21 protein-coding genes are annotated in these 14256 nt (G+C 40.9%); 19 read left to right on the forward strand and 2 right to left on the reverse strand.

What is annotated here, in order from left to right; genetic code table 11:
- The first annotated feature begins 24 nt into the window (after nt 1-24).
- The 3 genes from N288_RS02780 to N288_RS25470 all read left to right on the forward strand — a co-directional run bounded on the left by N288_RS02780 (nt 25) and on the right by N288_RS25470 (nt 2360).
- The gene (locus tag N288_RS02780; RefSeq protein WP_009792313.1) at nt 25-849 is read left to right on the forward strand and encodes a class I SAM-dependent methyltransferase; all 825 of its coding nucleotides are present in this window, start codon (nt 25-27) and stop codon (nt 847-849) included.
- 582 nt (nt 850-1431) lie between these two features.
- Nucleotides 1432-1929: a hypothetical protein gene (locus tag N288_RS25465; RefSeq protein WP_050767255.1), complete on the forward strand. Its 498-nt coding sequence runs from the start codon at nt 1432-1434 to the stop codon at nt 1927-1929.
- Nucleotides 1930-1934: 5 nt separating this feature from the next.
- Nucleotides 1935-2360, forward strand: a complete 426-nt coding sequence (locus N288_RS25470; RefSeq protein WP_009792311.1) for a hypothetical protein — start codon at nt 1935-1937, stop codon at nt 2358-2360.
- Nucleotides 2361-2419: 59 nt separating this feature from the next.
- Here N288_RS25470 and N288_RS25795 read toward each other — a convergent pair whose 3' ends face one another.
- Nucleotides 2420-2674: a DUF3995 domain-containing protein gene (locus tag N288_RS25795; RefSeq protein ID WP_410110754.1), complete on the reverse strand. Its 255-nt coding sequence runs from the start codon at nt 2672-2674 to the stop codon at nt 2420-2422.
- A 236-nt stretch (nt 2675-2910) separates the two neighbouring features.
- Between N288_RS25795 and modA the strand changes: the two genes are divergently transcribed.
- The 6 genes from modA (at nt 2911) to N288_RS02820 (ending at nt 6924) form a co-directional block, all read left to right on the forward strand.
- Nucleotides 2911-3708 (forward strand): molybdate ABC transporter substrate-binding protein, encoded by a 798-nt coding sequence (gene modA, locus N288_RS02795; protein ID WP_022543325.1) that lies wholly within the window; start codon nt 2911-2913, stop codon nt 3706-3708.
- Nucleotides 3709-3866: 158 nt separating this feature from the next.
- Nucleotides 3867-4436 (forward strand): YdhK family protein, encoded by a 570-nt coding sequence (locus N288_RS02800; protein ID WP_009792308.1) that lies wholly within the window; start codon nt 3867-3869, stop codon nt 4434-4436.
- A 298-nt stretch (nt 4437-4734) separates the two neighbouring features.
- Nucleotides 4735-4974, forward strand: coding sequence for a helix-turn-helix transcriptional regulator (locus tag N288_RS02805; protein ID WP_022543327.1), 240 nt, complete (start codon nt 4735-4737; stop codon nt 4972-4974).
- A complete protein-coding gene (locus N288_RS02810; RefSeq protein ID WP_009792307.1) occupies nt 4964-5314 on the forward strand; it encodes a hypothetical protein in 351 nt (116 codons plus the stop codon). Before N288_RS02805 ends, N288_RS02810 begins: the two co-directional genes overlap by 11 nt.
- A 31-nt stretch (nt 5315-5345) precedes the next feature.
- Nucleotides 5346-6215: an ABC transporter ATP-binding protein gene (locus N288_RS02815; RefSeq protein ID WP_022543328.1), complete on the forward strand. Its 870-nt coding sequence runs from the start codon at nt 5346-5348 to the stop codon at nt 6213-6215.
- Nucleotides 6199-6924, forward strand: a complete 726-nt coding sequence (locus N288_RS02820) for an ABC transporter permease (RefSeq protein WP_009792305.1) — start codon at nt 6199-6201, stop codon at nt 6922-6924. The genes N288_RS02815 and N288_RS02820 overlap by 17 nt, the downstream gene beginning before the upstream one ends.
- 82 nt (nt 6925-7006) lie before the next feature.
- Here the strand turns inward: N288_RS02820 and N288_RS02825 are convergent, their stop codons facing one another.
- On the reverse strand, nt 7007-7408 hold the full coding sequence (locus N288_RS02825) for a DUF4362 domain-containing protein (protein ID WP_009792304.1): 402 nt from the start codon (nt 7406-7408) through the stop codon (nt 7007-7009).
- A 243-nt stretch (nt 7409-7651) separates the two neighbouring features.
- On the opposite strand from N288_RS02825, the gene N288_RS02830 reads away from it, so the two are divergent.
- The 10 genes from N288_RS02830 (at nt 7652) to N288_RS02875 (ending at nt 14056) form a co-directional block, all read left to right on the forward strand.
- Nucleotides 7652-8086, forward strand: a complete 435-nt coding sequence (locus tag N288_RS02830; RefSeq protein ID WP_022543329.1) for a DUF4181 domain-containing protein — start codon at nt 7652-7654, stop codon at nt 8084-8086.
- A gap of 175 nt (nt 8087-8261) precedes the next feature.
- The gene (locus tag N288_RS02835) at nt 8262-8645 is read left to right on the forward strand and encodes a hypothetical protein (RefSeq protein ID WP_157638544.1); all 384 of its coding nucleotides are present in this window, start codon (nt 8262-8264) and stop codon (nt 8643-8645) included.
- Nucleotides 8646-8831: 186 nt separating this feature from the next.
- On the forward strand, nt 8832-9341 hold the full coding sequence (locus tag N288_RS02840) for a sigma-70 family RNA polymerase sigma factor (RefSeq protein WP_009792300.1): 510 nt from the start codon (nt 8832-8834) through the stop codon (nt 9339-9341).
- Nucleotides 9341-10066, forward strand: coding sequence for a hypothetical protein (locus tag N288_RS02845; protein WP_009792299.1), 726 nt, complete (start codon nt 9341-9343; stop codon nt 10064-10066). The genes N288_RS02840 and N288_RS02845 overlap by 1 nt, the downstream gene beginning before the upstream one ends.
- Before the next feature lie 117 nt (nt 10067-10183).
- A complete protein-coding gene (locus N288_RS02850) occupies nt 10184-10741 on the forward strand; it encodes a histidine phosphatase family protein (RefSeq protein WP_009792298.1) in 558 nt (185 codons plus the stop codon).
- A 110-nt stretch (nt 10742-10851) separates the two neighbouring features.
- On the forward strand, nt 10852-11400 hold the full coding sequence (locus N288_RS02855; RefSeq protein WP_009792297.1) for a GNAT family N-acetyltransferase: 549 nt from the start codon (nt 10852-10854) through the stop codon (nt 11398-11400).
- A gap of 112 nt (nt 11401-11512) precedes the next feature.
- Nucleotides 11513-12025, forward strand: a complete 513-nt coding sequence (locus N288_RS02860; RefSeq protein WP_022543331.1) for a GNAT family N-acetyltransferase — start codon at nt 11513-11515, stop codon at nt 12023-12025.
- A gap of 146 nt (nt 12026-12171) precedes the next feature.
- Nucleotides 12172-12375: a PLDc N-terminal domain-containing protein gene (locus N288_RS02865; RefSeq protein WP_035401859.1), complete on the forward strand. Its 204-nt coding sequence runs from the start codon at nt 12172-12174 to the stop codon at nt 12373-12375.
- A complete protein-coding gene (locus N288_RS02870; protein ID WP_009792294.1) occupies nt 12375-13280 on the forward strand; it encodes an ABC transporter ATP-binding protein in 906 nt (301 codons plus the stop codon). Before N288_RS02865 ends, N288_RS02870 begins: the two co-directional genes overlap by 1 nt.
- Nucleotides 13277-14056, forward strand: a complete 780-nt coding sequence (locus N288_RS02875) for an ABC transporter permease (RefSeq protein WP_009792293.1) — start codon at nt 13277-13279, stop codon at nt 14054-14056. Before N288_RS02870 ends, N288_RS02875 begins: the two co-directional genes overlap by 4 nt.
- The last annotated feature ends 200 nt before the right edge of the window (nt 14057-14256 follow it).

Consider the following 14256-nt stretch of genomic DNA (forward strand, 5'->3'; position numbering starts at 1 on the left):
CCATGGCCTCTAGGAGGCAGATGAATGATAAAATTCGAGATCAATGAAATGACTCAAGCCTTTATCAAGAAATATAAACTCTTTGAAGAGGATACTGTACAGCAAATCCAGCTGCAGCACCGGCTGGATCTGGCTGCTGCCTTTCAGATCAAGGAAGGCATGCGTGTGCTTGAGGTAGGATGCGGGCAAGGAGATACAACGGCGGCTCTTGCAGATGCAGTAGGGAATGACGGATTTGTGGTGGCGATGGATGTAGCCAGTCCGGAATATGGGGCGCCGTTCACTTTGGGGGAAGCTGCAGAAAGAATTAAGAAATCCTCCTTAGGGAGCCGGGTATCTTTTCACTTTGAAGCCGATCTTGAAGACTTTACAGGGGAGGCTCCTTTTGATGTGGCAGTTCTGTCTCATTGCTCCTGGTACTTTAAGCGTCCGGAGGACTTGCTCCGCACTTTTACAAGGCTGCGACAGCTGGCAAAAAGGATCTGTTTTGCAGAGTGGGACCTGGATTTTACAAGAATGGACCAGCGTGCCCATTTTTGTGCTGCTTCCATTCTCGCTTTATATTCTAATTTTGTAGACAACGAGGGGAACATCCAGAACTTGTTTCATAAATCTCGTATCCAGGAGCTGCTGAAGGAGGCAGGATTTACAGTTGAGGGACAATTGACTGTAGATGCGTCTTATCTGCAGGATGCCAAATGGGAAAAAGATTATGCGAACAGTATCCGGCCTGAATTTTCAAAAGCACCTGAAATGATCCAGACTTTAGTGAACAGCTATTATGAACTGATGAATCACAGCAATGTTAATGAAAAGTCACTTGATAGTTTTATACTTTGTGCAAGATGAGCCAGGGGGACAGGTCCCTTGGCTCTTTTTGAGGCGGGGACGGGGGAGCTGTCCCTGCGGCCTCTGTAAGCAATCGCTAATTCTGATTGGGTGAAAAAATGTTTATTAAAGAAGCGCAGGAATGTTTCCCGGGTTTCTTTTTTGTATAGGGAAATTAGGTGAACTGCCTCTCTTTGTCCAGTCCACCTCTAAAATTCTGCATATGATAACAACAAGTATTTAGAAGCGGAAATCAGGAATAGGACGATACAGCAGAAGGGGTGGTTTGTACAGTGCGGATATTATCAACTGGCCCTATAGAAAATAATCTTGTGAACGGTATCCGGGCCACGCAGAAACTGACAATCCGATTTGTGAATAGGAATACTGTTAATCCAGCAACAGTAGAAGTCCAGGGATACAGATTAGATGGGACCAGAAGTATATACGTTCTGGAATTGTTTTCTTTATCGCCAAACCAGGTGATTACTAAGGATTACTATGCCAACCTTAACGCATTTGAATTTATATTCATTGCAAACGGCCCAGGGGAAGAGGACACGGAAATCTCAGTTTGGGGGAAAAATAATGCCGGGGAATTAATTGACATTCACCGCCTTGTTTCTTCAGAGCTTTTGGGATCTGAAACAGGTCCCCAAGGAGCATCGGGGCCGCAAGGAGCTCAAGGCACACAAGGAATTAAAGGACCGCAAGGAGCTCAAGGCACACAAGGGGTTCAAGGACCACAAGGAGACCAAGGCACACAAGGGGTTCAAGGACCGCAGGGAGATCAGGGCCAGCAAGGGGTTCAAGGACCACAAGGAGACCAAGGCACACAAGGGGTTCAAGGACCGCAAGGAGATCAGGGCCAGCAAGGAATTCAAGGACCGCAAGGAGCTCAAGGCACACAAGGAATTCAAGGACCGCAAGGGGATCAAGGCACACAAGGAGTTCTGGGACCGCAGGGAGATCAAGGTCCACAAGGGGTTCAAGGACCGCAGGGAGATCAAGGTACACAAGGGGTTCAAGGACCGCAGGGAGATCAAGGCACACAAGGAGTTCAAGGACTACAAGGAAACCAAGGGCCACAGGGACCTGTAACTTTAATGGATATAAGAAGCCAAATTTTCCGTAATGCAAATATAACTGTACCTGGAGGAGAGCGGGAAATTATTACAATCCCCCTTTTGCCTGCTATAACTCTTACAAAAAATACAACTTTAGAACTTACAGGATCTTTTAGAATGGAGTTTATTTCTAACGCTACAGCAAATTATTATACGTATGAAGCTATTCTTGACTTAGGCGGGACTGGTATAGGAGGCATGGGAACAGAAGCCGTTTTTTCTAATGAGGTTTTTAAAAGGGATCTTACCTCAAAAAGTACAATAATAAGCCCTTCAGCCAGTTACTTGCTTCCAAACCTGTCTCCGGGAACATACACTTTTGTTATGGATATGAATACGGCTGGTGAACAGCTCCTCCAGCGAAAGCTTTATGAATTTGTTTTCTATGTCAAAGTATATTCTTGAACCAAGGGGACAGGTCCCGTGGCTTTTTTGAGCCAAGGGGTCTGTCCCCCTGGCCTTTTTCAATAGCGCGAAGCAGGAACACAGTTCCACCAGCTATACAAAGCCATTTTGAAAGAGTGGAGGATTTGATGATGGTGAGCAGATCTGCATGAACTAATAAAAGTACAGATGCAAAAAAAGCAAAGCAGCCAGATAAAAAGTGTGCCTGCCATTCTTGGCTGTAAAACTCGCAATTGACCATCATCCTTAGTTGGAAGCACCAAATTTACTCCCCACTTACCCCCAAATGCCCAAAAAACGTGTAATATACCCATACTGATTAATATAAGAGACGTTATACTTATTATTGCGTTTACCAAAAGACCACCTCTTCTGCATCATAATTATACTTATTTATTTCTCAATTCAGCACAAATTTTTCCAAGGAAGAACCAAGGGGACAGGTCCCTTGGCTCTTTTGGGCCGAGGGACCTGTCCCCTTGGCCTTTCCGGCCATAAATAGTTATGATTATGTATGAATAGTTTTGTTTAGTTGGAAAGGAAGAAATATATGAAAAAGCAATTTGTTATTTTATTTTATGTCCTGCTGCTTTTTGGAGTGATGGCAGGGTGTTCGGGTAATGAAGCTGAGGATGGACAAGAGGGCGGCAGGGAGAAGAAAGAGGAATTGACAGTTTCTGCGGCGGCAAGCCTTCAAGATGCTCTAGATGATATTAAAGCCTCTTTTGAAAAAGAACATCCTAATGTGACAGTCAACTTTAACTTTGGGGGTTCAGGGGCACTCCAGCAGCAAATATCCCAAGGAGCACCGGTTGATCTTTTTTTCTCAGCGGCAGAAGATAAATTCGATAAACTGGTAGAGGATGGGGTAATTGATAGTGCCGACGGATTAGATCTGGTCGGAAATGACCTTGTGCTGGTCGTGCCAAAGAATTCTAATAAAAACATTCAATCATTTGAAGACCTCGCTAATGCTGATAAAATCTCAATTGGCACCCCGGAGGCTGTGCCCGCAGGACAATATGCCAAGGATACACTGGAATATTTAAATGTATGGAAATCTATCGAAGGCCAAGTTGTTTATGCGAAGGATGTCAGGCAGGTCCTTACATATGTAGAAACAAACAATGTTGACGCAGGCATCGTCTATAAAACAGATGCCATGGTTTCGCAAAAGGTAAAGATTGCAGCAACTGCGGAAGAGGATGCCCATGCTCCTATCATTTATCCTGTTGGTGTGATTAAGGATAGTGCCCATCCTGAAGAAGCCCATTTATTTTACGATTATCTGCAAAATGAAACGTCAATCAAGATTTTTGAAAAGCATGGGTTTAAGGGTTTGAGATGAATTGTGAATAGGTATTTTGTATTCAGCTGCCAGTTCAGGCGGCTTTTTTTATATGACAAACAGGACAATGCAGTTCAAAAATAATTCATAATTCTTATATTTATTTTATACCGTATGGGGGTATAATATATAACAACTGATATTGAGGAGTGAATTGAATGAAGAAAAAACTAATTAGTGTTCTTAGCCTTGCTGCAGTTATTGGCCTAAGCGGCTGCGGAAATGATTCAAGCACAGAGAATCACAATAATGAAACTAAAGAGGGGCAGACGGATCATTCAGAGCATTCGGAAATGAACCATTCTAGTTCCGGGGAAGTGCCTGAAGGGCTAAAAGAAGCAGATAATCCCACATATCCAGTCGGAAGCACAGTTATTTTAGAAACCGGCCATATGGATGGAATGGAAGGTGCTGAAGCAGAAGTTTCCGGTGCCTATGACACAACAGTATATGCCGTTTCTTATACGCCAACAACTGGTGGGGAGAAGGTGGAAAATCATAAGTGGATCATCCAAGAGGATATAAAAGATGCTGGAGATTCTCCATATAAAGCGGGAGATGAAGTCACTTTGGACGTAGAGCATATGGAAGGAATGAAGGGTGCTAAAGCTGTAATTGATTCAGCAGAAAGTACGACTGTTTATATGGTTGATTTCACGCCGACAACAGGTGGAGAAAAAGTGGAAAATCACCAGTGGGTTACAGGAGACGAGATTTCAGCGAAATAGAAGCCAAGGGGCGAAGCCAAGGGGACAGACCCCTTGGCTTTTTTTTGAGATTGGGCCAGGGGGACAGACCCCTTGGCTTTTTTTGAGATTGGGCCAGGGGGACAGACCCCTTGGCTTTTTTTGAGATTGGGCCAAGGGGCCAGACCCCTTGGCTTTTTTTTGAGATTGGGCCAGGGGACCAGACCCCTTGGCATTCTAAAAGTATTTAATACTTAAATTAAAATTAAATTAAATAAAGTATAAGTTTACTTTACTTTTATATATGAATGGTTTATATTTTATTCAAGAGGTGATGGTCATGAAGAAAGATTTTGGTGACTCCATATCAAATAAGGTTTATGAATACCGGGTACTTGCCAGGATGTCTCAGCAAGAATTGGCTGAGCAAGTTGGGGTCTCTAAACAAACCATCTTCGTAATGGAAAAAGGGAATTATGTTCCCACGCTGCTGCTGGCTTTTCGTATTGCTGAATTTTTTAAGGTTGATGTAAACGATATTTTCACTTATGAGAAAGGAAATGATTCTAATGGAAATTAAGTCTATATCAGATATCCCTAACGCTCTTTTTTACCCTTTGAAGACATGGGCAGAACAATCCTCCGGGAATTGGAATATCCTTGTGGGAATCGGTTTTTTACTGCTTATAGGCAGTGCCATGTTTGCTTACATTTTTTACAAGAAGATTGGGCAGGATGATGAACGGACAAATAAGATCTTTTTGAAAAGCAGTTACTTTATGCTGATGGCCATTATTATATGTGACACGATTTTTCCGAGGGACTATATGTGGAATATATTTTTCTTATTTAAATATGCTTTGGCAATTCTGGCTTGCGGCATTTATTTGGCAGCTCAATATAAAAAGGATTTCACGTAAGGAATTCCAGTTTAGGATGGAGGGTTAAACGATGCTGATAAGTAATCTGACTAAGCAATACGGAAGTTCAACAGTCTTACACAATCTCTCTTTAGAGTTACATCCAGGAGAAATCGTTGGTCTGGTTGGCAGAAATGGCGCTGGAAAAAGTACGCTGATGAGGATTATTGCGCAAACTGTTCAAACCTATAAGGGATCAGTTGCTGACAATCATCAGGTAGGATACTTAATAGAAGAACCAAAGCTATTCAGCAATAAAACGGGACTGTTTCACTTAACCTATTTTTCGGGGATTTACGGAAATACTTTTAAGCTATCTGATTATGAGGAGCTTTTGAAAAACCTGCACTTATTCGAGGTGCTGAATAAAAAGGTAAAAGAATACTCGCTTGGAATGCGGCAGAAGCTGGGAATCGTCATAAGCCTGCTTAATAATCCAAGCTATATTGTTTTAGATGAACCTACTAACGGCATGGATGTGGAAACTTCTTTTGAGGTTTTGCAGGAACTGAGAAAAATGGCTGATGAGCGGAATGTCGGTATTTTGATTTCCAGCCACAAGCTTGAGGATATTGAAGCGGTCTGTGACCGGGTTTTATTCATAGAGGATGGCGCAATTGCTGCTGAGCAGAACTTTTTACAGGAAGAGCAGCGTATGATCAGGCTAGTCTTTGATAACCCAGATGATTTAGCCGAATTCACTTCGGAACAGCATTTCGGCAGGGTAATCTATTCGGGCGACAAAGATATTCAGTTTGAAACAGCTGCGGAAAACGCTGAGATTTTTCACATGCTAAATTGCCTGGGCATCCGGCTGACTGATTTTACTGCGGAGAAGAAAACCCTGCGCAGTGTGTATATGAACAAATTTAGAGGTGAAAATCATGACCATCAGTATTAAAAGATATGTGGCTTATAACCTGAAAGAGCTGCTTAAAAATGGCTATCTGGCTGCTGGTTTGCTGGGGGCGTGTGTACCTGCATTGATTATGGGTTTCGTGATTCTTAAGGGGGGCACTCCGTTCAACATCAAACATGTTTCAAATTTTTACTGTATGCTTGGCATGCTCGCGGCAGTCTTAATGCCGCTTTACTTTATCAATAGAGACTACTCGGCCAGAACAATTTCTCTGATTAATAACTCAGTGAAGAATAGAAGAAACTATGTTTTCGCTAATGGTATTATCGCCATTTCGGTAAGTTTCCTTTATGCAGTGATAGGAATAGTGCTGTTTCAAGCGGCAAAAATGATGGGTGTGTCCGGTGACTTAGAACTCTCTTTCCTGGCTGGCTTCTCAGTGAATGTCTTTCTCCTCGTTGTGACCTATTTTTTAATTGGCTATCTGCTATTCTTATATAACTTTCGCAGTGGTGCGGTATATGGAATTTTAACAGCCATACTGTTGTTTTTCCCCAATGCCCTGGCCAGTATCCAAGGAATGACCCATAATGGGTTTCTTTCAAAAATCATTGAGAACTTTCCCGGGTACTTCTATCCTATCATGGTCGGATCAAATCCGCTCTCCCCTCTGCAATATTCAATTGGGTGCCTTACACTGGCCGTTTTGTTTATGGCTGTACTTAAAAAAAGTGAAAGAATCGAAATATAGAGCCAAGGGGACAGGCCCCTCGGCTCTTTTTTATGAAATTGGGCCAGGGGACCTGTCCCCCTGGCTCCATAGAGTGTAGCCTCTAATTATTAATAATGTAGGTCACATGTATGACGTCTTCCTTGTCTTTACATCCTTCTAACTGATAAATCGTTTGTTTATTTTTGTCTAATTTCTTTATGCTTTCACACACATCTTCTTTTACTAATTGATCCCCAAATTCATCTTCTCTTGTATCCTTTATCGATGTTAATTGACCATTGGAATAGTTTAAGTCATGAATAATCGGATCGCCTTCGTCTGTGTAATTTACTACCCGGACTTCACTGTCCTTATTCAAAGAAACATCTGCTATGAATTTTTCAAGTAAACTAATATTCACAATGCTTCCATGTATATTAACTACATCATGCTTAGAAGGAGAATATTCGCCACAGCCTGAAAGAAAAAATAGCAATAAAAAGCTCATAAATAATTTCCTCATTTAATCACTCCCTAACAGTACGATTCCATCAATTATTGCGTATCAGAGGATTTGTCGTTGAGCGATCCGGCTTTTCTATATAGTTTCTTGAAGGGGCAGCTGACAGAGCCATGCAGCTGTCTTCTTTCATAAGTGGGACAGATTCATAAAAAAGGGAAAATTTGAAACTATTCACCAGATGAACCGTATATTATATAAGGATATTATAAACGCATATTGAATATTCAGATAGGCGGTTTTGTTATGTACGGATATGGTGTTGAACCTGCTGTTGGGGCGAAATTAGCCTTATTTTTAGCTATAGTCCTGTTATTGTTGTTTAGCTTCAATATATTAGTAAGAAAATGGTTTAAAGTAGAGAAGAAGAAATCCTTTTCTTATAACCATGTGAATGATAAACATATGAAGATTGATTGGACAATCAGGCTTACATCAATGGCCAGCATCTTGGTGGGATATGCGATAAACATCACAAGAGACCCATCAGACTGGTATTGGTTTTTACAGCCGTGGTTTTTCCTGCCAGTTTTTATCGTCATTTCTCAAGCAGTCACAGCAGTCATGGAAAAGAAGTATGCCCAGAATCCCAATGCCTATAAAGTAACACTCAGTGAGTTAATATTTATACTTATATTGTTTTTTACACTATACCAGACTGATTTTTGGGGATTAGGGTGAGCCAGGGGGACAGGTACCTTGGCTCTTTTTGGAACTGGGCCAGGGGACCTGTCCCCCTGGCTCCAAGAGGAGGGCGATTTTTATTAGGAAATCAGTTCAGTTCTTTATGCTTGTTTTTATTTTAGGTCTGTTTGGCTGCTCGAAAAATCACATAAATGACAATGATGTCTTAGAAATGCTGAAAATGTATAAAAAGGAACAGTATACAATTGAGGAGCCATCTGATCCACCCGCAAATGATGAAATAGTTCAACGCGTTAAGCCGTATTTAAGTACAGATACAATGGAGAAATTGAGTGCAAATCGTGTCTTTAGCATTGCACCGGAAATTGCGTCCAGCACAAACAAACCCATTAAGGTGAACAATGTTCAGATTAAAGAGTCGGAGAAGAATGAAGATGGTACGGTTGATTATGCTTATACTATAGAAATCCAGCTCGGCGAAGGTTCTAATGCAGAAGTCATTAAAAACAATGGACAATTAACCGTTTCATCTGAAGATGGCTTGAAAATTATTAGGGACTGGGAAGAAAAAGATCATTTTAAAAAATTTTATTAAAGTTTAGCTGCCAAACCAGGCGGCTTTTCTTATTCCGTAAAAAGGGCATTTTTATGAGAAGAAGATGTTAAGAGTGTCGTATTTCACACTAGATGTCTCTGACAGCATTTTTTATGAACATTTATGAACCGCAACCCCATAGTGCCTCGTCATTTATGTTGAAAGCCAAAGAAAGGGGGCTGAGCTGTGGAACCATTTAAAGATGGGGGAAGCGTTGAGTTCGATGAGATCGTTAAAGAATATGTAAATGATATCCGGAAAGTTGTTTACACATATGTTAGAAACCATCACACAATGGAAGATATTACTCAGGAAGTGTTTTGGTCTGCCTATCGGAATTTTGAGCAGTTTCGAGGAGAAAGCTCAGTAAAAACGTGGCTGATTAAAATAGCTGTTAATAAAGCAAAGGATTATTTAAAAAGCTGGCATTTCAGGACAATGCAATTTACCAATCTAATAAAGGAGGATACCGCCAAACGAGATACAGAACAAATGGTGCTTGATCATGATAGGGACATGGAGCTCGCCAGGACCATTATGGATCTTCCAATCAAATATCGTGAAGTCATCCTCCTATACTATTATGAAGATTACGATACAGCCGAAATAAGTATCATCCTTGGCCTAAAGCAGAATACAGTAAAAACCAGATTAATCCGCGGAAGGGACTTGCTTAAAAGGAGGTTTGACTTTTAATGGATCAATACCAAAAGCAGATCAAACAGGCACTGGATAAACAATTCTTTGACCAGCTTACCTTATCAGAAACAGAAGCTGCCCATTTTGCCTCCAGTATTAAAAAGAAACCAGAGGAAAAGCCATCCAAGCGAATAGCATTTATTTTCCCTGCTCTAGCCGTAGGTTTTGTACTGTTGTTCTCCTTTCTCCTGGTTAAGCCTTTTGTAGAAGATATAAATAATGTATCAGCAAATATTCAAGAGCAGGCAACAGAAGAATTTGGTCATTCGGTGTTCATCCCGGAAATAGAAGGCTATTCCATTAACTTTGCAGCAATATCATATCCGCTTAATAAAGAGGCCGTGGATTTGACGATTGATTATGGTACAAACACAGGAAAATGGGATCAACCTTTCGCTAATGAAACGAACCGGGAAAGATGGGAAAAGGAGCAAAGTGCAGACCTTTTGTACGGACCCTATCAAGGAAAAAGGGCATTTAGCCTTCAATACCGCCCTAACCATTTATTCTTTGAAGGGGATAACGTAAAGGAAAGAGAACTCAATGGAATCTCCATGCAGTATGAACATATCCAAAGAGACAATGAACTTGTGATGGTAAGCTTTAAGTTGAATGAAGGAACCTATTTCATAGATTTTCTTATCAACGAGAACTTTACACTGGCCGATTCTGAAAAGGTTTTAGATGATATAACAAAACAAGTCAATAAAATTTCCAGGTGAAATTATTTGGGGATTGCCTGAAAAGCTGCCACCTCCTTTTTCTCGATACCATTTGCAGACCAATACGCTTTAGAACCAAGGGGTCTGTCCCCTTGGCAGAGGAGAGGATGAACAATTTTGCCAACGAATTTATACTTCGTACGTCATGCACATTCCACATATACACCTGACGAATTAGCAAGGCCTTTATCTAGCAGAGGCTTTGCTGATGCAGAAAGGATCAATGGCATTCTTGAGAAAGAAAACATCGATATTGTCATTTCCAGTCCATACAGGAGGTCTGTTCAAACGGTTGAGGGAGTCGCTAAAGTGATAGGTCAAGAGGTAATAATTGAAGATGGTTTTAAAGAACGGAACTTATCTGCAAAACCTGTTGAGGACTTTAATCTAGCTATTACAAAGGTATGGGAGGAACCTTCTTTTTCTTGGGAAGGCGGAGAATCTAATATCGATGCCCAGAAACGGGGGATTGAGGCAACACTAAAGGTATTAGAAACATATGAGGGTAAAAATATTGCAGTAGGAACACATGGCAATATAATGGTACTGATTATGAATTACTTTGATGAAAAATATGGTTTTAGTTTTTGGAAAGATCTTAATATGCCAGATGTCTACAAGTTAACTTTTGATAAAAGGGATCTGAAAGAGGTTAATAGAATTTGGAATCGGTAGAATGTTGCTCAACTACAGCTGCCAGTTTAGGTGGCTAATAAAAGGGTCAGATTTTAGACTAGGAAAAGCTTTTAAGAAGAGAGAAATATACATAAAATCTTTAGTGGGAGTTGGAAAGTTTGGAAAGCCATCAGTTACCCAGAGTAATACTTAGGGAATTATCTCTTGATGATGTTGAGGACCGTTATAAATGGTGTCTGGATAGAGAGGTTATAAAGCATCTGAATATGCCAAGCAGATATCCGCCGTTTAGCAGGGAAGAGACAAAGACGTGGGTTGAAATGTGTATGAACCGAACGAATGGCTATGAACAAAGAGCGATTATGACGGAAGAAGGAAGGCATATTGGCTGGGTAGATTTGAAGAATATAGATCAATTGAATAAACATGCTGAACTGGGAATAGCCATCGGTGATAAAGATTACTGGCATAAGGGGTTTGGTTTAGCAGCTATGCAAGAAATGCTGAAGGTTGGCTTTAATGAATTAGGCTTAAATAAGATTTGGCTTAGGGTAGAAGTGGATAATGAAAAAGCAATTAAGTCATATAGTCGAGCAGGATATAAAGAAGAGGGTATCCTGAGGCAGGATAGATTGAGAAATGGAGAATTTGTTGACCGTCTGAGGATGAGCATTCTTAAAGATGAATTCTTCGGGTGACAGGTCATTGAGTAAAAAAAACACGGGGACAGGTCCCTTGGCTCTTTTTAAGCTGGGCCAAGGGACCTGTCCCCTTGGCTTATCCCCTTGGCTTATTATGGGAGGATACCAAATGAACGTAACCTTATTACTTTGTCCTTATGAAGATAAAACGGTACTATCTAATTTGATTCAGTTATATCGTTATGACAGCAGTGAGGTTGATGGCCACGTTTTAAGTCAGCATGGTTTATATTCATATAAATACCTGGATCATCAATGGACAGAAGAGTACCGCCGTCCGTTTATAGTTAAAGTTGATGGGGAAATAGCAGGGTTCGTATTAGTCATTCTTGATGTACCAAGAGAATTTACAAAACTGAGCAACGAGAAAAAAACAAACGTAATAAGCAATTTTTTCATCATGCGAAAGTTTAGAGGCAGAGGCATTGGCAGGCATGTTGCTTTTTCTATATTCGAACAGTTTAAAGGTGTTTGGGAAGTGAGGCAAACCTCTGAAAATAAACCGGCATATGCTTTTTGGAAAAAGGTGATTGCTGAGTTTACTATAGACTCTTCATATCAAGAGGAAATATTGGAGAGTAATCTTTGGAAAGGTCCGGTTATGGTATTTCAGTCTAATTAAAGTGATGGATGTAATAAATCAGTTTGTTTCGATACACGGAGCATCTCAGGATTAAATTCCTGAGATTTTTTTATTTTTTCAAGAGTGAACGTTTCGACGATCGTAATCGTATTAAAAGTAAAAAAACAATTGGGGTGGAGAAGAAAATGAATGAACTGTTAAATGCAATCCCATGGGAAGCGATTGCGCCCATTCTTGTCTTACAGCTAATACTGATGACTGCCGCATTAGTTTCCTGCATTAGAGAAGAAAAAACGAACGGACCCAAATGGCTTTGGATTCTTATTATTCTCATGATCAACATTATAGGACCAGTGCTTTATTTTGTGGTTGGAAGGAGAAATGATTAATGGCGTTATTAAAGGCAGATGATCTAGTAAAAAGATTTGGAAATATGAATGCTGTTAAAGGAATCAATTTTTATATTGAAGAAGGCAGATGCGTTTCTTTACTTGGACCAAATGGAGCAGGAAAAACAACGACATTAAAAATGCTATCCGGATTGCTGGAGCCAACTTCAGGAAGCATTGATTTTAAAGGGAAAAAAGCAAAGGATTTAAGGCAGTTCATTGGGTATTTACCTCAATATCCTGCTTTCTTTAATTGGATGAGCGGAAAGGAGTTTCTTATTTTCGCCGGCCAATTAGCAAAGCTGAGTCGGAAAGAAGCGGAGATAAGAAGTGAAGAATTACTTGAACGGGTGGGTCTGGCGGATGCGAAGAAAAGAAGAATAAGGGGGTATTCAGGCGGAATGAAGCAGCGGCTTGGATTGGCACAGGCACTCATTCACCGTCCAAGCCTGCTTATTTTAGATGAGCCTGTTTCAGCACTCGACCCGCTTGGGAGACGGGAAGTATTGGACATGATGAGGGAGATTAAAGAGGAAACCACCATTCTCTTCTCAACGCATGTCCTTCACGATGCAGAAGAAATAAGTGACGACATTCTTATCATGCATGCAGGGGAAATTGCGGCATCAGGCAGCCTGGGAAGTGTAATGGCAGAGTATCAGCAGCCTATTATTCAAGTTGAATTCGAATCGCCGGCAGCCGATTGGCTTAAGAGCATAGCAGATTACGGCTTTGTATCTGAAGTAAACACCCAGGGCAATAAGGCGAGCATTGTATTAAAAGATATGGTAGAAGCAAAGCAAAAATTGTTAAAAGATATCGTGGACCTCGAACTCCCGATCCGTAAGTTCGAGGTTTCCCAGACGACATTAGAGGATTTATTTATGAAAGTGGTGAAATCATGACACAATGGACTGTTCTTTATCGAAAAGAAATGCTGGAAATGGCACGGAATTATAAAATCTTATGGATTCCCATTGTCTTTATTTTGCTGGGTGTGATGCAGCCGGTCAGTTCATACTATATGCCGGAAATTTTAGATACTTTTGGCGGTCTTCCAGAAGGTACAATCCTGGAAATGCCTGTTCCAACTGGCGGGGAAGTATTAATGGCGGTTCTATCCAATTATGGAATGCTGGGTGTACTTATTCTTGTATTGAGTGCAATGGGTGTCGTATCTGCAGAAAGACAGAGTGGGGCAGCGGGTATGGTGATGATTAAACCAGTTCCTTATTCCTCGTATATATTATCGAAATGGGCCGGGTTACTGACCATCACACTTCTTTCATTGTTTATCGGATATGCAGCTTCCTGGTATTATACGAAGATACTCATTGAAACAGTCGCTGTTGGGCAGGTATTTCAAAGTGCAGCGATCTACAGCATATGGTTAATTTTTGTTGTTACACTAACGCTGTTTTTTAGCACGGTCATGAAAGGAAATGCCAGTGCCGCTTTTCTTACAATCCTTGTGGCCTTTGGTCTTTCGACGGTTACAAGCTTTCTGGAAAAGTATATGAAATGGAGTCCGGCTGCAATGACTGAGCACACAGGACAGGTCTTGCTGTCAGGGGAACTGGATTCCAGTTTCTTGCCAGCCTTAATAACAACTATTGCTATTATCATCGTCATTCTTATCTCATCCATACAAATCTTTAAGCAAAAAGAGCTTTTGGAATGAGCCAAGGGGACAGGTCCCTTGGCTCGTTTTTAGGCTGTAGGCCATGGGGTCTGTCCCGGGGGCCTGTGGAACATGTCACTCAAACTATAAATAGCTTGTTTAAATCAGCTGCCAAACAGAAGTATTAATGTTGGTGTTAACTATACAAATTCCTTTTTATTATTTCAATTTTAAAAAAGCAATAAGCAGGAGGTGACTTC

This window comes from Bacillus infantis NRRL B-14911 (assembly GCF_000473245.1).
Lineage (GTDB): Bacteria > Bacillota > Bacilli > Bacillales > Cytobacillaceae > Bacillus_AB > Bacillus_AB infantis.